The organism is Streptomyces sp. NPDC000404 (assembly GCF_040300365.1).
Taxonomy (GTDB): domain Bacteria; phylum Actinomycetota; class Actinomycetes; order Streptomycetales; family Streptomycetaceae; genus Streptomyces; species Streptomyces ramulosus.
Genome location: NZ_JBEPDN010000012.1, coordinates 52,200 through 73,996 on the forward strand (window position 1 = coordinate 52,200; position 21,797 = coordinate 73,996).

The 21,797-nt window shown below is 74.8% G+C and carries 19 protein-coding genes; 6 read left to right on the plus strand and 13 right to left on the minus strand.

Features of this window, described 5'->3' with window-relative positions:
* Nucleotides 1-2: 2 nt before the first annotated feature.
* The 4 genes from ABT345_RS23085 to ABT345_RS23100 all read right to left on the minus strand — a co-directional run bounded on the left by ABT345_RS23085 (nt 3) and on the right by ABT345_RS23100 (nt 4,115).
* On the minus strand, nt 3-1,166 hold the full coding sequence (locus ABT345_RS23085) for a thiolase family protein (RefSeq protein ID WP_345090916.1): 1,164 nt from the start codon (nt 1,164-1,166) through the stop codon (nt 3-5).
* Nucleotides 1,163-2,218: a thiolase family protein gene (locus ABT345_RS23090; protein ID WP_345090919.1), complete on the minus strand. Its 1,056-nt coding sequence runs from the start codon at nt 2,216-2,218 to the stop codon at nt 1,163-1,165. The genes ABT345_RS23085 and ABT345_RS23090 overlap by 4 nt, the downstream gene beginning before the upstream one ends.
* Nucleotides 2,218-3,210 (minus strand): Zn-ribbon domain-containing OB-fold protein, encoded by a 993-nt coding sequence (locus ABT345_RS23095; RefSeq protein WP_345090921.1) that lies wholly within the window; start codon nt 3,208-3,210, stop codon nt 2,218-2,220. The genes ABT345_RS23090 and ABT345_RS23095 overlap by 1 nt, the downstream gene beginning before the upstream one ends.
* 104 nt (nt 3,211-3,314) lie before the next feature.
* Nucleotides 3,315-4,115 carry a crotonase/enoyl-CoA hydratase family protein gene (locus tag ABT345_RS23100; RefSeq protein WP_345090923.1) on the minus strand — a complete coding sequence of 267 codons (801 nt, stop codon included), beginning with the start codon at nt 4,113-4,115 and terminating at the stop codon, nt 3,315-3,317.
* A 165-nt stretch (nt 4,116-4,280) separates the two neighbouring features.
* On the opposite strand from ABT345_RS23100, the gene ABT345_RS23105 reads away from it, so the two are divergent.
* Nucleotides 4,281-5,909 (plus strand): acyl-CoA synthetase, encoded by a 1,629-nt coding sequence (locus ABT345_RS23105; protein ID WP_345090924.1) that lies wholly within the window; start codon nt 4,281-4,283, stop codon nt 5,907-5,909.
* Between the two features lie 22 nt (nt 5,910-5,931).
* Here ABT345_RS23105 and ABT345_RS23110 read toward each other — a convergent pair whose 3' ends face one another.
* On the minus strand, nt 5,932-6,606 hold the full coding sequence (locus ABT345_RS23110; RefSeq protein WP_345090926.1) for a chorismate mutase: 675 nt from the start codon (nt 6,604-6,606) through the stop codon (nt 5,932-5,934).
* A gap of 203 nt (nt 6,607-6,809) precedes the next feature.
* On the opposite strand from ABT345_RS23110, the gene ABT345_RS23115 reads away from it, so the two are divergent.
* Nucleotides 6,810-7,646 (plus strand): class I SAM-dependent methyltransferase, encoded by an 837-nt coding sequence (locus ABT345_RS23115; protein WP_345090928.1) that lies wholly within the window; start codon nt 6,810-6,812, stop codon nt 7,644-7,646.
* A 381-nt stretch (nt 7,647-8,027) separates the two neighbouring features.
* On the opposite strand, the gene ABT345_RS23120 is transcribed toward ABT345_RS23115, so the two are convergent.
* Together ABT345_RS23120 and ABT345_RS23125 are read right to left on the minus strand one after the other, a co-directional pair.
* On the minus strand, nt 8,028-8,831 hold the full coding sequence (locus ABT345_RS23120) for a VOC family protein (RefSeq protein ID WP_345090930.1): 804 nt from the start codon (nt 8,829-8,831) through the stop codon (nt 8,028-8,030).
* A 275-nt stretch (nt 8,832-9,106) separates the two neighbouring features.
* A complete protein-coding gene (locus ABT345_RS23125) occupies nt 9,107-10,648 on the minus strand; it encodes an acyl-CoA synthetase (protein ID WP_345090932.1) in 1,542 nt (513 codons plus the stop codon).
* A gap of 407 nt (nt 10,649-11,055) precedes the next feature.
* On the opposite strand from ABT345_RS23125, the gene ABT345_RS23130 reads away from it, so the two are divergent.
* Nucleotides 11,056-11,469, plus strand: coding sequence for a hypothetical protein (locus tag ABT345_RS23130; RefSeq protein ID WP_345090934.1), 414 nt, complete (start codon nt 11,056-11,058; stop codon nt 11,467-11,469).
* 43 nt (nt 11,470-11,512) lie between these two features.
* On the opposite strand, the gene ABT345_RS23135 is transcribed toward ABT345_RS23130, so the two are convergent.
* From ABT345_RS23135 to ABT345_RS23150, 4 genes are all read right to left on the minus strand, one after another.
* Nucleotides 11,513-12,244 (minus strand): alpha/beta fold hydrolase, encoded by a 732-nt coding sequence (locus ABT345_RS23135; RefSeq protein ID WP_345090936.1) that lies wholly within the window; start codon nt 12,242-12,244, stop codon nt 11,513-11,515.
* A gap of 229 nt (nt 12,245-12,473) precedes the next feature.
* Nucleotides 12,474-14,048 carry an acyl-CoA synthetase gene (locus tag ABT345_RS23140; protein WP_345090938.1) on the minus strand — a complete coding sequence of 525 codons (1,575 nt, stop codon included), beginning with the start codon at nt 14,046-14,048 and terminating at the stop codon, nt 12,474-12,476.
* Nucleotides 14,049-14,094: 46 nt separating this feature from the next.
* Nucleotides 14,095-15,198, minus strand: a complete 1,104-nt coding sequence (locus ABT345_RS23145; protein WP_345090940.1) for an NAD(P)H-dependent flavin oxidoreductase — start codon at nt 15,196-15,198, stop codon at nt 14,095-14,097.
* Between the two features lie 99 nt (nt 15,199-15,297).
* Nucleotides 15,298-16,794, minus strand: coding sequence for an eCIS core domain-containing protein (locus tag ABT345_RS23150; protein WP_386461513.1), 1,497 nt, complete (start codon nt 16,792-16,794; stop codon nt 15,298-15,300).
* Between the two features lie 274 nt (nt 16,795-17,068).
* On the opposite strand from ABT345_RS23150, the gene ABT345_RS23155 reads away from it, so the two are divergent.
* The gene (locus tag ABT345_RS23155; RefSeq protein WP_345090942.1) at nt 17,069-18,364 is read left to right on the plus strand and encodes a glycoside hydrolase family 27 protein; all 1,296 of its coding nucleotides are present in this window, start codon (nt 17,069-17,071) and stop codon (nt 18,362-18,364) included.
* 72 nt (nt 18,365-18,436) lie between these two features.
* Here ABT345_RS23155 and ABT345_RS23160 read toward each other — a convergent pair whose 3' ends face one another.
* The gene (locus tag ABT345_RS23160) at nt 18,437-19,294 is read right to left on the minus strand and encodes a class I SAM-dependent methyltransferase (RefSeq protein WP_345090944.1); all 858 of its coding nucleotides are present in this window, start codon (nt 19,292-19,294) and stop codon (nt 18,437-18,439) included.
* Nucleotides 19,295-19,486: 192 nt separating this feature from the next.
* Nucleotides 19,487-20,320, minus strand: a complete 834-nt coding sequence (locus tag ABT345_RS23165) for a class I SAM-dependent methyltransferase (protein ID WP_345090946.1) — start codon at nt 20,318-20,320, stop codon at nt 19,487-19,489.
* A 170-nt stretch (nt 20,321-20,490) separates the two neighbouring features.
* On the opposite strand from ABT345_RS23165, the gene ABT345_RS23170 reads away from it, so the two are divergent.
* Together ABT345_RS23170 and ABT345_RS23175 are read left to right on the plus strand one after the other, a co-directional pair.
* Nucleotides 20,491-21,078, plus strand: coding sequence for a GNAT family N-acetyltransferase (locus tag ABT345_RS23170; RefSeq protein WP_345090948.1), 588 nt, complete (start codon nt 20,491-20,493; stop codon nt 21,076-21,078).
* A 189-nt stretch (nt 21,079-21,267) separates the two neighbouring features.
* Entirely contained in the window at nt 21,268-21,777 is a 510-nt protein-coding gene (locus tag ABT345_RS23175) for a hypothetical protein (RefSeq protein WP_345090950.1), read from the plus strand.
* Nucleotides 21,778-21,797 lie beyond the last annotated feature (20 nt).

Here is a 21,797-nt window from a genome sequence, read left to right on the forward strand (position 1 = left end):
GGTCACTCCGGCCGGTCGGCGCCCACCAGCCACATCGAGAAGAACTGCGCGCCGCCGCCGTAGGCGTGGCCCAGGGCGCGGCGGGCGCCGTCGATCTGGTGGTCGCCGGCCCGGCCGCGTACCTGGAGGGCGGCCTCGGCGAAGCGGAGCATGCCGGAGGCGCCGATCGGGTTGGTGGACAGGACGCCGCCCGAGGGGTTGACGGGCAGGTCGCCGTCGAGGGCGGTGGCGCCGGACTCGGTGAGTTTCCAGCCCTCGCCCTCGGCGGCGAAGCCGAGGTTCTCCAGCCACATCGGCTCGTACCAGGAGAACGGTACGTACATCTCGACGGCGTCGATCTCGCGGCGCGGGTCGGTGATGCCCGCCTGGTGGTAGACGTCGGCGGCGCAGTCCCGGCCGGCGCGCGGGGAGACGAAGTCCTTCCCGGCGAAGAGGGTGGGTTCGCTGCGCATGGCGCCGCCGTGCAGCCAGGCCGGCGGGTGCGGGGAGCGGGCGGCGCCGGTGCGGTCGGTGAGGACCATCGCGCAGGCGCCGTCGGAGGAGGGGCAGGTCTCGGAGTAGCGGATGGGGTCCCACAGCATCGGCGAGGACTGCACCTTCTCCAGGGTGAGGTCCGCCTCGTGGAGGTGGGCGTAGGGGTTCTTCAGGGCGTTGCGGCGGTCCTTGTACGCGACGAGGGAGCCGATGTGGCCGGGGGCCTTGCTGCGGCGCATGTAGGCGCGGACGTGCGGGGCGAAGAAGCCGCCCGCCCCGGCCAGCAGCGGCTGCTGGAAGGGGACGGGCAGGGACAGGCCCCACATGGCGTTGGACTCGGACTGCTTCTCGAACGCGAGGGTGAGGACGGTGCGGTGGACGCGGGCGGCGACGAGCTTGGCGGCGACCAGTGCGGTGGAGCCGCCGACGGAGCCCGCGGTGTGCACCCGCAGCAGGGGTTTGCCGACGGCGCCCAGCGCGTCGGCGAGGAAGAGTTCCGGCATCATCACGCCCTCGAAGAAGTCCGGGGCCTTGCCGATGACGACGGCGTCGATGTCGCGCCAGTCGAGGGCGGCGTCGTCGAGGGCGCGGCGGGCGGCCTCCCGGACGAGTCCGGCGAGCGAGACGTCGCGGCGGGCGGCGACGTGCGCGGTCTGGCCGATGCCGACGACGGCCACGGGCTCCTTGCTCATGACTCCCCCTCCAGGACGGCGACGAGGTTCTGTTGCAGGCAGGGGCCCGAGGTGGCGTGGGCGAGGGCGCGCCGGCTCTCGCCGCGCTGGATGCGGGCGGCGGCCTCGCCGATGCGGATCAGGCCGGTGGCCATGACGGGGTTGGCGGCGAGCGCGCCGCCGGAGGGGTTGACGGTGGTGTCGTCCCCGAGGCGCAGGGCGCGGCGGAGCACGATCTCCTGGGAGGTGAACGGGGCGTGCAGTTCGGCGAGGTCGACGGGGCGGTCGAAGGCTCCGGCGCGCTCGGCGGCGAGGCGGGTGGAGGGCGAGGCGGTGAGGTCGCGGACGCCGAGCGCGTGGGCCTCGACGCGGTGGTCGATGCCGCGGATCCAGGCGGGCCGCTCGCACAGGTCCCGGGCGCGGTCCCCGGCGGCGAGGATCACGGCGGCGGCGCCGTCGCCGACGGGGGCGCAGTCGCCGCGGCGCAGCGGGGCGACGACGTGGTCGCCCGGCGGGCGGGGGCCGCGCAGTTGGGCGTGCGGGTTGTCCGCGGCGGCGGCGCGGGACCGGGTGGCGACGGCGGCCAGCTCGTCCTCGCAGGTCAGGCCCGCGTCCAGGAGGGCTTGGGCCTGGAGGGCGGCGAGGGCGACGGAGTCGGGCCACAGCGGGGCGAGGTAGTACGGGTCGAGTTGGCGGGTGAGGACCTCGCGCAGATCGCCCGGGGAGGACTTGCCGTAGGCGTAGACGAGGGCGGTGTCGGCCTCGCCGGTGAGGAGGGCGACCCAGGCCTCGTGGAGCGCCCAGGCGCCGTCCGTCTCGACATGGGATTCGGAGATCGGCGGCCAGGCGCCGACGGCGTCGAGGGCCATGGTGAAGGAGAAGGCGCGGCCGGCGAGGTAGTCGCAGGAGCCGGAGCAGGTGAAGCCGATGTCGCGGGCCGCCAGGCCGGTCCGGTCCAAGGCGTCGTGGAGGACGGGCAGCACCATCTCGGCCTCGGAGACCTCGCGGCTGTCGGCCACGTGGTCGCTCTGGGCGAAGGCGACGACGGCGATGTCGCGGGTCGGGGCCGGCATCAGATCAGCTCCTTGTAGCCGTCGTAGTCGGCGTCGGGTTCGCCGGTGGGCCGGTAGTGGTCGGGGTAGCGGCTGCCGTCGCGCCAGACCGGTTCGACGCGCAGCCCCATGCGGACCTGGTCGTACGGGATGCCGCCGATGCGGGCGTGGAGCGGCAGTCCGGCGCCGTCGAGGGCGATGTGGGCGTAGACGTAGGGGACCTCGATGTCGAGGTTGCGGGCCTTGATGTTGACGATGCAGAAGGTGGTGACGGTGCCGCGGGGTCCCACCTCGACCTGTTCGGTGGTGGCGACGCCGCAGGTGGGGCAGGCGCCGCGGGGCGGGACGTAGACCTTGCGGCAGGACGGGCAGCGCTCGCCGAGGGTGCGGCGTTCGCCGAGGGCGCGCAGATAGCGGGACTGCGCGCGGCCGGGCGCGTAGGTGTAGTCGAGCCGGGCGGGGTCGGTGAGGCCGGTGACGGGGTCGTCGAATTCGCCGCTGTGGGCCGATGGTTCGGCGGGTTCCGGGGCGAGGCCGTCATCCGGGGTGAAGCAGGCGATGTCGGTGACGGCGCCGGTGCGCTCGGCGGCCCAGCGGACGCGGACCCGCATACCGGTGCGGACGGCGTCGGGCCCGGGGGCGTCCAGGGCGTGCAGCAGGGCGGTGTCGGCGCCGTCGAGGCGGACGAGGACCCAGGCGAAGGGGGTGGCGAGCGGCTGGCCGCGGCGCGGGGACGGGTTCCAGGCCCAGGTGGTGACGGTGCCGGTGGGGGCGACCTCGACGAGATCGCGCAGCTCCTCGCCGGTCTTGGGGTCGTACTCGGTGGGCGGGACGACGATGCGGCCGTCCGCGGTCTTGATGCCGAGGACGGTGCGTTCGCGCAGCCCGGTCAGGAAGGCGCCGCGGACGGAGCCGAGCGACCGGGTGAAGGGGAACTCCACCACGAGGGGGGCGGTGAGGACGTCCGCCTGCTCGGCGGGGGGCGCGGTGGGCTCGGGCGTGGCCTTGGGCATGCGGACTCCTTGGGTGGGCGCGTGGCCGGGGCGCGCGGGGGGGCGGCGTGCGCCTGCCGGCGACGGGTCGCGCGCCGGGCGCGCGGGGTGGTCCGGTGCGCGGGTCAGGCGCGCCGGAAGACGGGCGGGCGCTTCTCGGCGAAGGCCCGGGCGCCCTCCTTGGCGTCGGCGGTGTCGAACACCGGCCAGCCGCGGGCGAGTTCGGCGGCGAGGCCGTCGGCCTCGGACAGGTCGGCGCTCTCGTAGACGGACGCCTTGACCGCCTCCACGGCGAGCGGTCCGCAGGCGTTGATCCGCTCGGCGATCTCCAGCGCCTTCGCCAGCGCTCCGCCGTCGGGGACGACATGGCCGATCAGGCCGATCCGGGCGGCCTCGGGCGCCGGGTAGGGACGGCCGGTGAGCAGCATCTCCAGGGCGTGGGTGCGCGGGATCTGGCGCGGCAGGCGGACGGTCGAGCCGCCGATCGGGAAGAGGCCCCGGGCGACCTCGAAGAGCCCGAAGACCGCGCTCCGACCCGCGACGCGGATGTCGGTGCCCTGGAGGATTTCGGTGCCCCCGGCGACGCAGTGGCCCTCGACCGCGGCGATCACCGGCTTCCGGGGGCGGTAGTGGCGCAGCATCGCCTTCCAGTGCAGATCGGGGTCTTCCCGGAGGCGTTCGCGGTAGTGGTCGCCGGCCATCCCGGCGCCGGCGAGCGCCTTGAGGTCCATGCCGGCGCAGAACGTGCCGCCGGCGCCGGTGAGCACGACCGAGCGGACCGTGTCGTCCTCGTCGGCGGCGCGCCAGCCGTCGTGGAGGCCGACCAGCATCGGCAGCGACAGCGCGTTCCTCGCCTCCGGCCGGTTGAGGGTGAGCACCAGGGTCGCCCCCTCGCGGTGCACGGTGAGATGTTCCGTCCCGCCCATGTCCGTCCTCCCGTCTGTGGACGCAGAACAGGGTGCAGGAGCGGTACGGCGACTTCAAGAGTTTTCTGACACTCAGTCAGTTTTCTTCGCCGCGGCCCTTCCCTGCTGCCGCGGGCCCCGCTCTAATGGCCGCCGAGCCGCCGCCCGGCACGGTCTGGAGGAGACGTGGAGTACAACCTGGCCGACCTCTTCGAATCGATCGTCGACGCGGTCCCCGACCGCGAGGCGCTGGTGTACGTCGACCATCCGGGCAGCGGCGCCGAACGGCGGCTGACCTACGCGGAGCTGGACCGCGCCGCCAACCGCCTCGCCCACCACCTTGCCGGCCACGGCGTCGGCCCCGGCGACCACGTCGGACTCCACCTCTACAACGGCGTCGAGTACCTCCAGACGCTCTACGCCTGCCTGAAGATCCGCGCCACACCTGTCAACGTCAACTACCGCTACGTGGAAGACGAGTTGGCCTATCTCTACCGGGACGCGGACCTGGTGGCGCTGGTCTTCGACGGCGAGTTCACCGCCCGGGTGGCCGCCGCCGCGCCGCACGCGCCCGCGCTGCGCCATCTCGTCCGGGTCGGGCAGGCGCCCGCGGGGGCGCCGGTGCCGCAGCCGGTGCCGGTGGCGCTCGCCGACGCGGAGGCCGCCGGGTCCCCGGGGCGCGGGTTCGCGCCGCGCTCCGCCGACGATCGCTTCATCATCTACACCGGCGGCACCACCGGGATGCCCAAGGGCGTCGTCTGGCGCCACGAGGACCTGTTCTTCTCCGGGATGGGCGGCGGCGCCCCCACGGGCGAGCCGGTGCGGCGGCCGGAGGAGGTCGCGGAACGGGTGGCGGCCGGGGGCGACGGCATCGTGTTCTTCCCGACGCCGCCGCTGATGCACGGCACGTCCACGCTGACCGCGTTCATCGCCTTCCACTTCGGCCAGAAGGTCGTCCTGCACCGCAAGTTCGTGCCCGAGGAGGTGCTGCGGACCGTGGCGCGGGAGAAGGTCACCAGCATCTCGCTGGTCGGCGACGCGATGCTGCGGCCGCTGACCGATGCGCTGGCCGGTCCGCTGCGCGGCGTCGACTGCTCCTCGCTGTTCAGCGTCTCCAGCTCCGGCGCGGTGCTCTCGGACACGGTCCGCGCGCAGTTCACCGCGCTGGTGCCGCAGGCGATGCTGCTCAACAACTTCGGCTCGTCGGAGTCCGGTTTCAACGGCACGGCGACCGACGACTCCGGGCCCGACCGGGGCTTCCGGGTGCGGGTCAACCCCCGTACCGCGGTGGTCGATCCGGCGACGCGGCGACCGGTCGCCCCGGGCGAGGTCGGCCGGATCGCGTTGCGCGGCCATGTCCCGCTCGGCTACCACAACGACCCGGCCAAGAGCGCCGAGACGTTCTTCGAGGCGGACGGCGACCGCTGGGTGCTGCTCGGCGACATGGCCACCGTCGACGCGGACGGCGTCGTCACCGTCCTGGGCCGCGGTTCGCAGTGCATCAACTCCGGCGGCGAGAAGATCTACCCGGAGGAGGTCGAACAGGCCCTCAAGGCCCATCCGGACGTCTACGACGCGCTGGTGGCGGGCGTACCGGACCCGCACTGGGGCAGCCGCGTCGCCGCCGTCGTCCAGCTCCGCCCGGGCGCCGCCCCGCTGGACACCGAGGCGGTACGCGCCCACTGCCGCTCCCGCCTCGCCGGGTACAAGGTCCCCCGCACGGTGGTGGTGGCCGAGCGGATCCAGCGGTCGCCCAGCGGCAAGGCGGACTACCGGTGGGCGAAGGCGGTCGCGGCGGGCGGCGGCGAGGGGTGAGGCGCCGGGGGCGCGGCCCCCGTCAGCCCCCGCACACCGACCGCACCGCGCGCCCGAGCGCCCGCGTGTGCAGCGCGTCCAACCGCTCTTCGGACCGCACCCGTTCGGCGGCCACGCCCAGGACGACCGGGCAGTACGGCGCGGAGCGTGCGCCGGGAGAAGCGGCGACCGCGCGGACCAGGGCCTCGTTGACGCGGTTGATCTCGGCGCGGACCTTCGCCAGGTCGGGACGCTCCCGCGGGGCCCGCGCCGGGTCCGCCGTCCAGAGGCGGTACAGCCCGCGCTGCACCACCTTGCTGGCCTCGATCTGGTCGCGGAAGATCCGCCGGGTGGCCGCCGGATCGGCGCCGAGCTGCCGGGCCTGCGCGGCGACGGCGTCCAGCACCTCCCGCTCCCGCGCCGGGTCGTCGATCGGCCCGCCGGTGCCCCACTTGGCCGCCGCCACCAGGTCGCCCAGCGCGGCCCGCTCGGCGGACAGGGCGGCGAGCGGCCGGAGTTGACGGTACGGGGAGCGGGTGGCCGCACCGCCGGCGGGCGACGCCGCGGACGGCGCGCCCGGGGCCGGGGCGGCGTGCGACACCGTGGCGTGCGCCCCCGGCGGAACGGTGGCGGCACGGGCGCCGCCCGCCCCGGCGAGCAGGAGCACCGCGCTCGCGGCGGTGGGCAGGAGACGGCGCATCGAGGGGGAAAGCTGCACCTTTCGGCCTTTCTCGTATCGGGCTCCCGGGCGCCGCTCCGTGCCGCCACCGGCGGTCGTACCCGGCCCGGGCGGCTGAGCTTACGGGGCCTCGGGACCGGCCGGACAGCGCTCCGTCCGGCCGGTTCCGGAACGTGGCCGCTGGTCGTCCGGGCGCCTGGGCTGCCACGATGAACGGCCATCGAGGAGAGGCGGGAGCGGCCATGACCACCTGGGACGCGGAGTCGTTCGACCGGTTCGAGCGGGAGGGCTGGGCCGGGCGCAGCGATGCGTACCGCGAGGGGTTCGCCCGGCTCACCGCCCGGTTCGTCGCGCCGTTGCTGGACGCCGCGGGCGTCGGGCCCGGCACCCGGCTGCTGGACGTGGGATGCGGTCCCGGACCGGTGTCGGCCGCGGCGCTGCGGCGCGGCGCGCAGGTGACGGCGGTGGACGCCTCCCCGGAGATGGCCGCGCTCGCGGCGGCCGCGCACCCCGGGCTCGACGTACGGGTCGCCCTCCTCGACGCGCTGCCGTTCGCCGACGGGGAGTTCACCGCCGTCACCGGCAACTTCGTCATCCATCACCTCGGGGACCCGGCGGCGGGCCTCGCGGAGGTGCACCGGGTGCTGGCGCCCGGCGGCCGAGCCGCGCTGACCTGCTGGAACCAGGAGGCGATGCGGGCGCTGGCGCTGTTCGGGGAGGCGGTGGCGGAGTCGGGGGTGGCCCGGCCCGCCGAGGCGCCCGAGACCGCGCCGTTCCTCGCCGGGTGCGATGCCGCCGAACGTCCCGCGGCCTTCTGCCGGTTGCTGGACGCGGCCGGTTTCCGGGATGCCGACGTGGAGACGGTGCAGTTGCTGCACCGCGTCGACCCCGGCCAGTGGTGGCACGACATCACCGCCGGCACGCCGGTGGCCGGCACCGTCCTGCACCATCTCGACGCCGCCTCCCGCGCGGCGGTGCGCCGGGTCTACGACCGGAAGGTGGCCGCCCACGCGGTGGGCGACGGCTTCGTGGCCCTGCCGGCGGTGGCGCTGCTGGGGGCGGCCACCCGGGCGGGGTGACGCGGGAGGGGGCCTGCCGTTTTTTGCGCGGGCGGGCCGGCTGACGGGGTGCCGGGACAGACGGCGGGCCGGGCGCGGGCGGCAGGCCGGGCGCCGAGTCGCTTCGGGCGGCCGGGAGGTCTACGAGCCCGGGCACGGGCGGCGGGCCCGGCACGGGCGGCGGGCCCGGCACGGGCGGCGGGCCCGGCACGGGCGGCGGGCCGCTTCTGAAGAGCCGGGCGCGGCGGCGCAGGCCGACCGCCACCGCAGGCCGCCCCGGGGCAAGCCGCACCGACCACCCGCCGCCCCACCCCGTACGAATCCGCCCCGTACGAATCCGCTCCGTACGAATCCGCCCCGGGCCCGCCCGCGGGCCCGGGACCGGCCCCCGCGCGCCGCCGCTCACTTCATCGTCGGGTCCCCCTTGATCAGCGCGAACGGGGCGCCCCACGGGTCCTGGACCGCGGCGAGGCGGCCGACGCCCGGAACGTCCATGGGCGGGATCTGCACCCGGGCGCCCAGCTTCGTGGCCATCTCGTAGGTGGCGTCGCAGTCGGTGACGCCGAAGTACGGGTGCCATTCGGAGACCGCGCCGGCGTCCAGATGCTCCTGCTGGAGCTGCATGATGCCGCCCTGGCTGAGGTCCTCGGCGCTGCCGCCGGACGAGGAGACGACGCCGTAGACCATGCCGTCGCCCATCTGCATGTCCCGGTAGATCCAGGAGAAGACCGTGCGGTAGAACTCCTTGGCCGCGGCGGCGTCGGTGGTGTACAGCTCCGTCCAGCACAGGGTGTCGGGCTCCGTCACGGCCTGCAGGCCGGGGTTCTCCCGGGGCTGCCAGACGCCGAAGTCAGCGCCGGTCGGGTCGGTGAAGGCGGCCAGCCGCCCGGCGGTGAAGACATCGCCCGGCGCCATCCGCACCGCTCCCCCGGCCGCCTCGACGGCGCGGGCGGTGGCCTCCGCGTCGGCGGTGTGGAAGTAGACGGTCCAGGACGGGGTGGCGCCCTCCTCGGTCAGCGGACCGATCGCGCCGACGGTGCGGTCCCCCAGCTGGAAGAAGCCGTAGCCGCCCGCCTCGGGCCCCGCGGACCGGTACGTCCAGCCGAAGATGGCCCGGTAGAACGCGACGGCGTCGTCGATTTCGGCGCCGGGGATGCCGAGGTCGAGCCAGTTGGGCATGCCCGGTGCGTAGTCGGTGGTCAGCATGGGTCCTCCGAGGTCCTTCGCCTTGCGCGGACGGGTGGCTGTGCGGTGCCGGAACGGTGGAGCGATCGGCGCGCCGTGACGCGGTGGACGGCGCACGGCGACCGTGGCCGGCGCTCCCGCGGAGCGGTGACGCACCGTCACCGCGCGGGGAGCTGTGGCCGGTTCCCAGCATGGCAGGGGGCACTGACAGTCGCCCTCCGTACACGCGGTGGCCCGCGATCTCCGCCGGGCGCGCCCTGCGGCCGGCGCGGGCGCACGGCGGGCGAACGGCCCGGTCAGCGGGCGGCGAAGCGGGCGCGCAGCTCGCGCTTGAGGATCTTGCCGCTGGCGTTGCGGGGCAGCGCGTCGACGAACACGACGCGCTTGGGCACCTTGAACCCGGCCAGCCGGGCCCGTGCCGCGTCGATCAGCTCCCGCTCCCCGACCGGTCCGGCCGCGCCGTCCGGTGCGGGCGCGCGGACGACGACGGCGGTGACCGCCTCGATCCACCGCTCGTCGGGCAGGCCGATCACCGCGACCTCCGCCACCTGCGGATGCGCGTAGAGGGCGTCCTCGACCTGGCGGGAGGCGACCAGCACCCCGCCGGAGTTGATGACGTCCTTGACCCGGTCGACGACGGTGAAGTAGCCGTCGGCGTCGCGTACCGCCAGGTCACCGGAGTGGAACCAGCCGCCGCGGAACGCCTCGGCGGTCTCCTGCGGCTTGTCCCAGTAGCCGCTGCACAGCTGCGGGGAGCGGTAGACGATCTCGCCGCGCTCGCCGTCGGGCACCTCGCGCCCGTCCGCGTCGACCACCTTCGCCTCGACGAAGAGCACCGGGCGGCCGCAGGAGTCCATCCGTCCGACGTGCTCCCCGGGCCCGAGGACGGTGGCCAGCGGGCCGATCTCGGTCTGCCCGAAGCAGTTGTAGAAGGCGAGCGCGGGCAGCCGGGAGCGGAGCTGCTCCAGGACCGGTACGGGCATGATCGACGCGCCGTAGTACGCCTTGCGCAGCCCGCGCAGGTCGCGGACGGCGAAGTCCGGGTGGCGGGCCAGGCCGATCCACACCGTGGGCGGCGCGAACAGGCTGTCCACCCGGCCGGTCTCCACCAGGGAGAAGAGCTGCCCGGCGTCGGGCCCGTCCACGAGGGTGTTCTCGGCGCCGACCGCCAGGTAGGGCAGCAGGAAGACGTGCAGCTGCGCCGAGTGGTAGAGCGGCAGCGCGTGCAGCGGCCGGTCCGTCTCCGCCAGGTCGAGGGCGATGACGGCGCTGGTGTAGGCGTGCACCAGGGCGCGGTGCGTCATCATCGCGCCCTTGGGGAGCGCGGTGGTCCCGGAGGTGTAGACGAGTTGGGCGAGCGCGTCGCCGTCGGCCCCGGGAAGGTCGTCGTGCCCGGTGTCCGGGCCGCCCGCCGGTGCCTTGGCGACCCGGGCGAGCAGTCCGTCCGGGGCGTCGCGCAGCGGCAGGGTGGGCAGCCCCTCCGGGAGCCGTGCGGCGAGGGCCGGGTCGGTCAGGACGAGGGAGCTGCCGGACTGGTCGAGGACGTAAGCCAGGTCCTCGCCGGTGAGGGCGTGGTTGACGGGGACGTGCGCCAGTCCCGCGCGGGAGCAGGCCAGGAAGCCGATGAGGTACGCGTCGGAGTTGCGTCCGTAGGCGGCGACCCGGTCGCCCGGGGCGAGGCCGAGGCCGCGCAGCACCCGCGCCGCCGCGGTCACCGCGTCGTCCAGCGCCCGGTAGGTCCAGGCGCGGTCGGCGTACCGCACCGCCGTCCGCCCGGGCACCCGCCGTGCGCTGCGCCGCAGGACTCCGTCGACCGTGTTGCTCCGCGCTGCCGTCATGGCGCGATCCTCGGTCCCGTCCCGGCCCCGGTCAAGGCACCGGACGGGGGCGCGCTCCCCCGGCGCCCGCCCACCCGCCGGGCGCCGGGGCCCGCACCGCGTCCCCTACGGGTGGACCGGCGCCGCCTCCCCTCCGCGGAACGGGCCGAACCGCCCGCCGCGCGCTCAACTGCGGCCCTCCGCAACGGGTTCGGCGGGCCGGTCCCTTAAGGGGCCGCACCGGGCCACCCCCGGGAACAGCCGGGGGCGGGCTCGTCCCGGTGGCGGATGCCCGGGCGCCGGGCGGGCCGGATGCTGGGACGGTCCGTGGCCACCGGCTCATGGCCCAGGCCACGGCGGACGGATCGGCCGATGCGGCGACAGCCGCCGGAAAGAGGGGCAACACCATGGTCAGGAGCGGTCCGCGGGTGGACGGGGAGATACTGCGGCGGCCGGAGGTGCGGCGGAGCCTGCGCCGCACCCGGCTGCTGATCGGCTGTTACGTCGTCCTCGGTCTGCTCACGCTCGGCGCCGTCGTGCTGCTGCGCAACGACCCCGCGGCGGTGACCGATGCGGTATGGACGCGGGTGGTCATCGTGGCCGCCACCTCGCTGCTGATGGCCTCCTTCGCCGCGGGGGCCGCCCGGGGTGACCGCCGGGCGTATCTGCGGCTGCGGCTGTCGTCCGGGGTGATGCTGGTGGCCGTCGCGGTGATCGTGGCGCTGCCCGGGGCGTTCCCGGTCTGGCTGCGCTGCGAACAGACCGCGTGCGGGGCGCTGCTGGCCGGGGTGGTCGCCCTGGTGAACGGCGGACGGCTGCGCGCCGCGTTCGCCGGGCGGTGACCGAGCCGTTCAGGGGTGCCGGACGGCCCTTGCCGCGGCGCGCTCAGCCGACGGCCGGCAGCTGGCGGGCGAAGCGGCGGACGGCATCGGTGAAGGCATCCGGGTCGTCGAAGTTCGCGAGGTGCCGGGCGCGCGGGATCAATTCGACGCGCGCATGCGGATGCGCGCGGGCGAATGCCCTCTCCCCGGACCGGAAGACCGTGTCCTTCTCGCCGTTCAGGATGAGGACCGGGGCCTTCACCGCGCGCATCGCACCCGCGTCGAAGCGTCCGAGGACCGAGCCCCAGGCGGCCGGCAGGGTGTGGAAGGCGTAGCCGGACCGGATGGTCGCCGCGACCACTTCCGGTGGGTGGAGCCGCCGCAGCAACCGGTCGTTCCACCGGGCCAGGCGGTCCGCCGGCACATGCGGGACCAACCCGGCGATCCATCGGTAGGGCGCCGCCCGGAAGCCGCGGGTGGCGAGGCTGGCGCCCGCGAGGACCAGCCCCCGCAGGTGCTCCGGGCAGCGCCGCGCGAATTCCAGCGACACATATCCGCCGAGCGAGTGTCCGACGACCAGCGCCGGCCCGCGGCCGAGCGCGTCCACCGCGGAGGCGATGATCTCCGTGGCCGCGCCCATGCTCCAGGGCTGGGCCGAACGCTCCCCGTGGCCGGGCAGGTCGACGGCGGCCACCGGGAACTCGTCCCCGAGCCCGGCGAGCTGCATGCTCCACTGCCCCGCGCTGAAGCGCGTCCCGTGAACGAGAACGATGGGTACTGCGTCCGCTGCCGTCATCAATCCCCCCAGGTGACACGGTCCTTGGGCCGACTCTACCTGCGGGAACCTCCTCGCGATCGGGGAACGGTGCGGCCGCGCCCGCGGGGCCCGCCGCCCGCCGTCGCGCCGAAAACGGAGCCGGGGCCGACGGACGCGGGCCCCTGCCGGATCTGCTCGCGGCCGCACCGCACCGCACCGCGCCCGGCCGCCGGTCACGGCCGGGCCGGACCGTGACCGGCGGCGGGGATCACGTCGGCCGCGGCTTCGCAGCAGCCGGGGCGTCCTCCCAGTACGGCGCCCTCAGCCGCCGCTTGTAGAGCTTGCCGTTGGGGTCGCGGGGCATGGCGGCGACGAAGTCGACGGACTTGGGGAGTTTGTATCCGGCCAGCCGTTCGGCGCAGAACTCCAGGACGGCGGCGGCGAGCCCGGGGCCGGGCGGGTGGCCCTCGGCCGGTTCGACGACGGCCTTGACCTCCTCGCCCCAGTCGTCGTGCGGGATGCCGAAGGCGGCGGCGTCGGCGACGGCGGGATGGGCGAGGAGGACGGCCTCGATCTCTGCGGGGTAGATGTTGACGCCGCCGGAGATGATCATGTCGATCTTGCGGTCGCGGAGGAAGAGATAGCCGTCCTCGTCGAGATAGCCCAGGTCACCGACCGTGAAGAAGTCGCCGACGCGGCTGCGCCGGGTCTTGGCGTCGTCCTTGTGGTAGCGGAAGCCGCCGGTGCGCATCTTCAGGTAGACGGTGCCGACCTCGCCCGGGGGCAGGCGGTTGCCGTCGTCGTCGAGGACGGCGAGTTCGCTGATCGGCCACGCCTTGCCGACGGTGCCGGGCTTCTTGAGCCAGTCGTCGGCGGTGGCGAACGCGCCGCCGCCCTCGCTCGCCGCGTAATACTCCTCGACGCAGCCGCCCCACCAGTCGATCATGGCGCGTTTGACGTGGTCGGGGCAGGGCGCCGCCCCGTGGATGGCGTGCCGCATCGACGACACGTCGTACCGGGCGCGGACCTCCTCGGGCAGCGCCAGCAGCCGGTGGAACTGGGTGGGGACCATATGGGTGTGGGTGGCGCGGTGGGTGTCGATCAGCCGCAGCATCTCCTCGGGCGCCCAGCGGTCCATCAGGACCAGCCGGTGGCCGAGGTGCAGGGAGGCGCCGGCGAACTGGAGAACGGCCGTGTGGTAGAGCGGCGAGCAGACCAGGTGGACGTTGTCGTCGAACGGCCGGATGCCGAAGATGCCGAGGAAGCCGCCGAGATGGGTCCGTTCGGGCTCGGTGCCGGGCAGCGGGCGGCGGATGCCCCGGGGGCGGCCGGTGGTGCCGGAGGTGTAGTTCATGACCCAGCCCAGGGTGCGGTCGGCGGGCGGGGTGTCCGGCTGTCCGTCGAGGAGGTCGGCGTACGGGCGGAAGCCCTCGGCGGCGCCGACGGCGTAGCGGTGCTCGGCGGGCAGGGCGGCCTCGTCGGCGGCGGCGCGGGCCGCGTCGGCGAACCGTTCGTGGGCGAGCAGCACCTTCGCACCGGAGTCCGCGACGATCCAGGCGATCTCGGGGCCGGTCAGGTGGTGGTTGACGGGGACGAAGTAGAAACCGGCCTGGGAGGCGGCGAGGTACGCGGTGAGGAACTCGACGCCGTTGGGCAGGACGGCGGCGAAGGCGTCGCCGCGGGTCAGCCCGGCGGCGCGCAGCCCGTGGACGAGGCGGTTGCCCGCGGCGTGCAGGCGGCCCGCGGTCCACTCCTCGCCGTCGGGGGCGATCAGGACGGTGCGGTCCGGGTCGGCGGTGGCCTGGGCCCAGAAGCCGGTGGGCGGTGCGGAGTGGTCCGTCATCGTGCTGCCTCCTCAGGGGTGGGACGCCTCCGGGCGGGCGCGGCGGTCAGGCGCGGCCCGCGATGCGGTTGATGCGGTCGACGGCCTTCTCGAAGCCGCGGGTGAGGTCGTCGAAGACGGCCTGGACGCTGCGTTCGCTGTTCATCCGGCCGACGATCTGCCCGACGGGCGTGCCCAGCAGCGGTTCGACCTCGTGGCGCTGGATACGCGAGTTGGCCTCGGCGACCAGCAGGCCCTGGAGCGGCATCGGGAGGGGGCCGGGGCCGTCCGCGGCGTCCCAGGCGTCGGTCCAGGCGGTGCGCAGCTGGCGGGCGGGTTTGCCGGTCAGCGCGCGGGAGCGGACGGTGTCGCCGGGGCCGGCGGCCAGGAGCTTGGCGGTCAGCCGCCGGGAGTGGAGTTCGGCCTCCTCGGTGGTCAGCCAGAGGGAGCCGAGCCAGACCCCCTGGGCACCGAGGGCGAGCCCGGCGGCGATCTGTTCGCCGGTGCCGATGCCGCCGGCGGCGAGCACCGGCAGCGGATCGACGGCGGCGACGACCTCGGGGGTGAGCACCATCGTGGCGATCTCGCCGGTGTGGCCGCCCGCCTCGTACCCCTGGGCGACGACGATGTCGATGCCGGCGTCGCGGTGGTGGCGGGCGTGGCGGGGGCTGCCGGCCAGCGCGGCGACCCGGATGCCGCGGTCGTGGGCGCGCGCGATGACGTCGGGCGGCGGGGAGCCGAGGGCGTTGGCGAGGAGCTTGATCGGGTAGTCGAAGGCCACGTCGAGCTGGCTGCGGGCGACCTCCTCCATCCACCCGGTGATCCGCCAGCCGGACGCCTCGCCCTCGGGCAGCGGCGGTACGTCGTGCTCGGCGAGGATGCGTGCGACGTAGTCGCGGTGGCCGTCCGGGATCATCGCCTCGACCTCGGCCTCGGTGACGCCTTCGACCTTGCGGGCGGGCATGACGACGTCGAGCCCGTACGGCAGCCCCTCGGTGTGCGCCGCCATCCAGTCCAGATCGCGGGCGAGTTCGCCGGGCGCGGTGTAGCGGACCGCGCCGAGGACGCCGAAGCCGCCGGCGCGGGTGATCGCGGCGGCGACCGCGGGGAACGGCGTGAACCCGAAGACGGCGTGCTCGACGCCCAGCGTGGTGCTCAGGTCGGTCTGCATGGGCGCAGGATGCCGCAGCGGGGTGGCGGAGGGAAGAGAGTTTCTGACGCCATGTCAGTTTTCTGGGCCGCTGCGCCCCCGCACGCCGGGACGCAGCGGTCAGAGGTCGAACACGAAGTACACCTCGGGGCTCGCCCCGGGAACCTTGATGGCGGTCGGGGTGGGGTTCTTGTCGCTCATGGTGGACGTCTTCATGCCTGCCTGATCGGAGCTCTGGAGCAGCGGGCCGGAGCTGAAAAGATGCAGCCGGCCGGCCTTGCTCGTGGTCCGGGTGAGCAGCGTCCAGACCTGCTGCTCGTGGTCGGGCTCGATCACGAGCACCTGGAGGCTTCTGCCGAGCTTCCTGCTCTTGGGGGTCGTCGCGTCCATCGGCTGCTGCGTCTGGTCGACGACGAGCGTGTTCGGGCCCAGCGTCTTCACGGCGCCGGAGCGTGCCGGGGCGAGGTCGAGACCGCTCTGGATGGAGCTGTTGGTGTTCTCGTCGCCGAGCCGGAGGTTGGCCGGGGAGTTGTTGAGGGCCTTGATCAGGTCGTTGGCCAACGCGTCGGCCTGGGCCGCCTGTGCGGCCGAGCCCGAGCCCGCCTTCGGGAAGAGCTTCTTCAGCGCGCCGAGCGCCGTCTTCGCGGCCTTGAACTCGCTCTTGCAGACGGCCGCCAACTGCGCCGCCGTCGGCAGGGTGTGCTGGTGCGGCAGGAGGTCTTCGCCCTTCGGGTAGACCGCGTCGACCAGACCGTAGAGATAGCCGACCGCGTCCTCACCGTTCAGGCACTTGTTGACGGCGTCCAGCACACCGGCGGTGATGGTCTCGTACGACACCGTGTGACACCGGGCCTGCCCCGGCCCCACGGGCATGGCGCTCTTCAGGGCGGAGCCGAAATCGTGGCGCCCGGCCTTGGCCAGTTGGCCGCCCGTCGCCTTCACCTTCCGCTGCACCGGCGCCGCCGCCCGCCCCGCCGCCCCGGACCCGGCGGCCGCTTCCCGCGTCGCCGGGGCGGGCGCCGGGCCCGACAGGACCCGGTGGGCGTTCTCCTCCGCGGCGCGTTCGAAGCGGTCGCCCGGGTCGCTGACGCTCAGGCCATGGCCGTTGTCGGTGCCGGCGACCGGGCCCCGGCGCTGCTGGATGACGTGGGTGAGTTCGTGGGCGAGGGTGTGCCGGTCGCCGCCGCCGTCGCCGATGACGATGTGGTTGCCGGAGGTGAAGGCGCGGGCGCCGACCTCGGCGGCGGAGCTGCGGGCCGCCGGGTCGGTGTGGAGGCGGACGTCGGAGAAGTCGGCGCCGAGCCGCGCCTCCATGTCGCTGCGGGTCTCCTCGTCCAGGGGCGTGCCCGGGGTGCGCAGCACGTCGTGGACGGCGGAGCGCTGGACGGCCGGGTGGCCGCAGCCGGGACCGTGGCGGTGCGCGTCCCGCGCCCGGCCGTGGCCGTCCGCGCGGAGCATCTGCACGACCGCGGCGTTCCCCGCGGTGCGCTGGAGGGCCGCCAGCGCCCGGGGCGAGGCGCCGGCGCCCCGTTCCGGCACCACGGGGGGACGGGAGATCGCCGGGCGGGCGGGAGAGACGGTGGGGGCGGGCCGGTCGGCCGCGTCGCGGGCGCGCATGAAATCCCTCTGCAAGGCGGGGGTGAGGACGGTCTTCCTGGATACGGACTTCCTGGATATCCGGTGGCGCGCCGGAACGCCATGGCCGCGAGGGCAGCGCCACCGGCCGGACAGGCAGCGCCCGGCGGTCCATACGGGCAGCGCCCCGCCCGGACCGCGCGGCGGGCCCGGCGACTGAATCCGCGTCAGCGCGCGGCGGGGTGTCTTGACCGGCCTCCAGCGCGGTCCTAACCTCCGGCCGACCCGCCCCGCTTCGTCCCTCGTGAGGTGCCCTGTGCGTATTCCTCCGGTTTCCCGTCCCGGCCGTGCCGCCGTCGCACTGACCACCGCGGCGGTCTGCGCGACCGGCCTGCTCGCGGCCACCGCCCCGGCGTCCGCGGACCCGGCGCCCGTCGCCCGGCACAGCGCGGAGCGGTACCCCGATCTGACGCCGACCCCGCCGATGGGCTGGAACAACTGGTCGTACTACATGTGCGACGTCAACGAGAAGGTGATCCTCGACAACGCCCGCGCGCTGGTCCGCACCGGGCTGGCGGCGAAGGGGTACGACACCGTCACCGTCGACGACTGCTGGACGCTGAAGGAGCGCGGCAGGAACGGCGAGCTGGTGCCCGATCCGGCGAAGTTCCCGCACGGTATGGCGTACATCGGGCGGGAGTTGCACCGGATGGGCCTGAAGTACGGCATCTACGGCGACGCCGGGACGCTGACCTGCGAGAAGTACCCGGGCAGCCTCGGCCACTTCCAGCAGGACGCCGATCTGTTCGCGAGCTGGAAGGTCGACTACCTGAAGTTCGACGGCTGCAACGTGCCGACGGCGGCGGGCCGCACCAAGGAGGAGACCTACCACGACGTCTACGGGCAGATGAGCCGGGCGCTGCGCGCCACCGGCCGCCCCATCGCCTTCTCGGTGTCCGCCCCGGCGTACTTCCAGTACGAGGGCGACGCGCTCTGGCACCGGGTCATCGGCTGGTCCGGGGAGGTCGGCAACCTCTGGCGGGAGGGGCGCGACATCGCGGTGGAGAAGCACACCCCGGCGGCGAAGTGGTCCTCGATCCGCTACAACTTCGACTACAACGCGCAGTTGGCGGCGTTGCAGCGGCCGGGCCGGTGGAACGACCCGGACTTCCTGCTCGCCGGCGACTCGGGACTGACCGAGACGGAGATCCACAGCCAGATGGCGCTGTGGGCGGTGATGGCCGCGCCGCTGATCTCCAGCACCGATCTGACCCACCTCTCCCCCGCCGCGCTGCGGGTCCTGGGCAACAAGGAGATCATCGCCGTCGACCAGGACCCGCTGGGCGTCCAGGGCAAGCTGGTGCGGCACGACGAGGACGCGGCGGTGCTGTCGAAGCCGCTGCGCGGCGGCGACCGGGCGGTGGCGCTGTTCAACTCCGGCGACACGCCCCGCACGGTGTCCACCACGGCGACCGCCGCCGGACTGCCCGCCGCCGCCTCCTACCGCGTACGCGATCTGACCACCGGCCGCACCACCCGCACCACCGGCCCCCTCACCGCCACCACGCTGGCGCCGCACGCGACGGTGCTGTACCGGGTGAGCGCGGAGTAGACGGGCGCGGCACCGGCGGGCGGGTCCGCGGGCCCGTCCGCCGGTGCCGCTGCGCCCCGCCGGGCCGCGACGTCAGACGGTGGCCACCAGGAAGTCCTCACCGCTGGACGGACGGAGGCCGTCGGGCCGGCCGGCGAAGTAGCGGGCGGCGAGTTCGGTTCCGGCCACGTGCCGGACGTCGCGGAAGCCGGCCGCACGGGCCGCCGCCTGCATCTGCTGCGGGGTGAAGAAGCTGCGGAACGGCGTGCCGGCGGCGCGGGCCTGCGGTGCGGTGGCCTCCAGCGCGGGGCGGTCGGCGACGTCGAGGAGTTCGGTGGGCAGCAGGAACGTCATGGCGAGCGTCGAGCCCGGGGCGAGCCCGGCGAGGCGCCGCAGGGTCGCCGTGACGGCCTCCTCGGTCAGGTACATGGTGACACCGGTGCAGGCGACGACGGCGGGCCGCGCGGGGTCGAAGCCCGCGTCGACCAGCCGCGCCCACCAGTCGTCGCCCGCCTCGAAGTCGACCGGCACCAGCCGCAGCCGGTCCGGCACGCCGTAGCCGAGCGCGTCGAGGCGGCGGCGCTTCCACGCCTGGGTGCCCGGCTGGTCGATCTCGAAGATCCGCAGCCGGCCGGCGGTCTCCGGGCGGCGCTGGGCGAAGGTGTCGAGCCCGGCGCCGAGGATGACGTACTGGCCGACGCCGCGGTCGAGTTCGCCGCCCACGAGGTCCTCGACGAACCGGGCGCGGGCGACGACGGCGGCGCGGAAGCCGCTGGTGCCGTGCAGGTCCATGTCCCCGCGCCGCTCCCACCCGTCCTCCGGGTCGGCCAGCCGCAGTCCGGTCTCGTCGGCGAGGACCGGGGGTGCCGCGTCCGCCCGGACGTGCAGCGCCCGCCAGAGGGCGACCCGTACGGCGGTGCTGTCCGGGGTCTCGTGCGCTTCGTCGGCCACGGTTCGCTCCTCGTGTGTGGTGTTCCCGGCCGCGGCCCGGTGGCCCGCCGGTGGCGGCGCTGGGGGCCGCCCGGGCGAGGCTATCCCCGCCGCCCGCGCAGGGGGAGGCATCGCACGCCGGGACGTGACGAAGGCCCGCCCGCGGCATCCGCCCGCCCGCGCCACCGCGCCGACCGCCGGCGCCGCCCGCCCCTACCGCGGCCGGTCCGCCGTGACGACGTAATAGTCCAGGATCCCTTCCTGATAGGCGCGCAGGAAGTTCCGCGGCCAGGTGTCCGGGGCCCACCAGCGGGCGAGCCAGCGGTCCCAGCCCGGCCAGACGTCCCGCCCGATCGACGCGGCCGACACCCGGGCGAGCCCGGCGTCCGCGAACGCGTCGGTCAGGGCGCGCACCGGCCGGGCGAGGTCCAGCCCGCTGTCGAAGCTCTCCAGCAGCCGGGCGAGTTCGGCGGGGCGCCCCGGCGCGTCGTCCACGGTGAAGAAACCGGCGACCGCCGCCCGGCCGCCGGGCCGCAGCACCCGCGCGGTCTGCGCGGCGAAGGCCCCGAGATCCGGGAAGTGCTGGGCCGCCTCCACGCTGACCACCGCGTCGAACTCGCCGTCCGCGCACGGCATCCGCTCGGCGGCCCCCCGCACGAACCGCAGCCGCGCCGGCTCCTCCCGCAGCAGCTCGGCATGGGCCGCGCGCGCCCGGCTCAGCTGCTGCGGATGGATGTCCATGCCGGTGACGGCGCAGCCGTACTCCCGCAGCATCACCACGCACCCCATGCCCAGCCCGCAGCCCACCTCCAGGACGCGCGCGCCCGGCCGCGGCGCCACCGTGTCCAGGACGTGCCGGTAGAGGTCCTCCTGACTGCGCACCCGCTCCGCCTCGCCGAGCGGACGCGCCAGATCGACGGCGCGCCAGTACCCGAAGTTGATGAACCCGCCACCGAAGATCGGCTGCCCGCCCAGATCCCCCGGCCCGTAGGTCTGCCACACCACGGGCCGCACGGCGGGACCCGTCCCCTCAGCACTCTCCGTCATCCGTGCCACACCTCCTGGAAGCCGTACGCGGCGCCGCCCACGGGAACCGCTCGACGGGGACAACGCCGGGCGGGGAGCGCGGGTGACGGGCGGAACGGGCCACGGGGCACGCGCCCGGCCGGGCCGGAAAGCGCCGGGTCCGCGGGTGACGGTTGTGGCACGATGCCGCGATGACCTCCCGCTCGCTCATACCGGCAGTCGTTCCCGCAGGCCGGATGGCCGCCATGGAGCAGCCGGTGCTCGGCCTTCCGCAGGGGCTGGAGCTGCGCCCCTGGCGCCTCTCCGACGCCGCTGCCCTGGTGGCCGCCGGCCGGGATCCCGGGGTGCGCCGGTGGAATCGCCTGTCGGTGGAGAGCGCGGAGGACGCCCGCCGGCGGATCGTCCGGATGCACGAGCGCTGGCGGGCCGAGCAGAGCGCGATCTGGGCCGTCGCCCGCCCGGACGGCGAGGCCCTCGGGCTGATCGGCTGGGGCGACATCGACCTCGCCGAGGGCGGCGCCGAAATCGTCTACTGGCTCCTCCCCGCGGCGCGCGGCAACGGCGTGGCGGCATCGGCCACGAAGCGCATCAGCCGATGGGCCCTTACCGACCTCGGCCTGCACCGCCTGCGACTGTGCCACTCGGTGGCCAACCCGGCGTCCTGCCGGGTGGCGGCCAAGGCCGGCTACTCCCTCGAAGGCACCCTGCGCAGCGCCCTGCTGCACGCCGACGGCTGGCACGACGAGCATCTGCACGCGCTGGTGCAGGGGGATGTCTGACGACGACTCGGACTGCTCCGCGGCGGGCGGGGCCTGACTGAGCAGAAGTTCGCGCAGCAGGCCCGCCAGTTGCTCCTGCTTGCGCGGGGTCCCGGACTCAGCACGCCCGCTTCCGGGAGAACCTGCCGAGCAGGGCATCGCAAGGAATCCCGCTCGACGTGCTCAACCCCATGACGCGATCATGGCTGCATGCCGTCGACCGAATCAGCCGCCCGCGAGCTTCAGGACCGCGCCGCTCTCTGGAGCGTGGGCGAGATCCGCGCAACCGACGTCGTCATCGCCGCCTGCGATGCACTCATCGCCGGCCTCGACGGCCCGGCCCTGAGGATCTTGTCCGCTTGCACACGCGCCGAGGCGAACTACGACGTCCCCGACCTGCTTCCCCCCGCACTCGACGAACTGGGCCTCACCTTCTACCCGGTGGGCAGCGATGCCGGACAGGAAGCCGCCGCACGAGCACTCGCCGCCCGGATGCTGGCCGGCGAGCTGACACCACGGGAGTTGGCCTTCCGGGCCCACCAGCGCTTCGGGCACGAACTGGCCCTGGCCGAACGACTCGCCGAGCTGGACGACGAGTACGACATTCTCGAATACGGCGACAGAACACCAGCACAGATCGACGCCGACGTCACGGCCGAAGCTCTTCGGCTCGCACAGTGTCCCCGTGTTCCCACCGAGCCCACGGATGCACCGGCCTGAAGCACACCGGTGGACCCGTG

Excerpts from the sequence above, each read along its gene's own strand:
- ABT345_RS23170 (WP_345090948.1), top strand. The coding sequence starts at position 20,491 with ATGACCTCCCGCTCGCTCATACCGGCAGTCGTTCCCGCAGGCCGGATG.
- ABT345_RS23085 (WP_345090916.1), bottom strand. The coding sequence starts at position 1,166 with ATGAGCAAGGAGCCCGTGGCCGTCGTCGGCATCGGCCAGACCGCGCAC.
- ABT345_RS23090 (WP_345090919.1), bottom strand. The coding sequence starts at position 2,218 with ATGCCGGCCCCGACCCGCGACATCGCCGTCGTCGCCTTCGCCCAGAGC.
- ABT345_RS23140 (WP_345090938.1), bottom strand. The coding sequence starts at position 14,048 with ATGACGGACCACTCCGCACCGCCCACCGGCTTCTGGGCCCAGGCCACC.
- ABT345_RS23125 (WP_345090932.1), bottom strand. The coding sequence starts at position 10,648 with ATGACGGCAGCGCGGAGCAACACGGTCGACGGAGTCCTGCGGCGCAGC.
- ABT345_RS23145 (WP_345090940.1), bottom strand. The coding sequence starts at position 15,198 with ATGCAGACCGACCTGAGCACCACGCTGGGCGTCGAGCACGCCGTCTTC.
- ABT345_RS23150 (WP_386461513.1), bottom strand. The coding sequence starts at position 16,794 with ATGCGCGCCCGCGACGCGGCCGACCGGCCCGCCCCCACCGTCTCTCCC.
- ABT345_RS23135 (WP_345090936.1), bottom strand. The coding sequence starts at position 12,244 with ATGACGGCAGCGGACGCAGTACCCATCGTTCTCGTTCACGGGACGCGC.
- ABT345_RS23120 (WP_345090930.1), bottom strand. The coding sequence starts at position 8,831 with ATGCTGACCACCGACTACGCACCGGGCATGCCCAACTGGCTCGACCTC.
- ABT345_RS23095 (WP_345090921.1), bottom strand. The coding sequence starts at position 3,210 with ATGCCCAAGGCCACGCCCGAGCCCACCGCGCCCCCCGCCGAGCAGGCG.
- ABT345_RS23165 (WP_345090946.1), bottom strand. The coding sequence starts at position 20,320 with ATGACGGAGAGTGCTGAGGGGACGGGTCCCGCCGTGCGGCCCGTGGTG.
- ABT345_RS23115 (WP_345090928.1), top strand. The coding sequence starts at position 6,810 with ATGACCACCTGGGACGCGGAGTCGTTCGACCGGTTCGAGCGGGAGGGC.
- ABT345_RS23100 (WP_345090923.1), bottom strand. The coding sequence starts at position 4,115 with ATGGGCGGGACGGAACATCTCACCGTGCACCGCGAGGGGGCGACCCTG.
- ABT345_RS23175 (WP_345090950.1), top strand. The coding sequence starts at position 21,268 with ATGCCGTCGACCGAATCAGCCGCCCGCGAGCTTCAGGACCGCGCCGCT.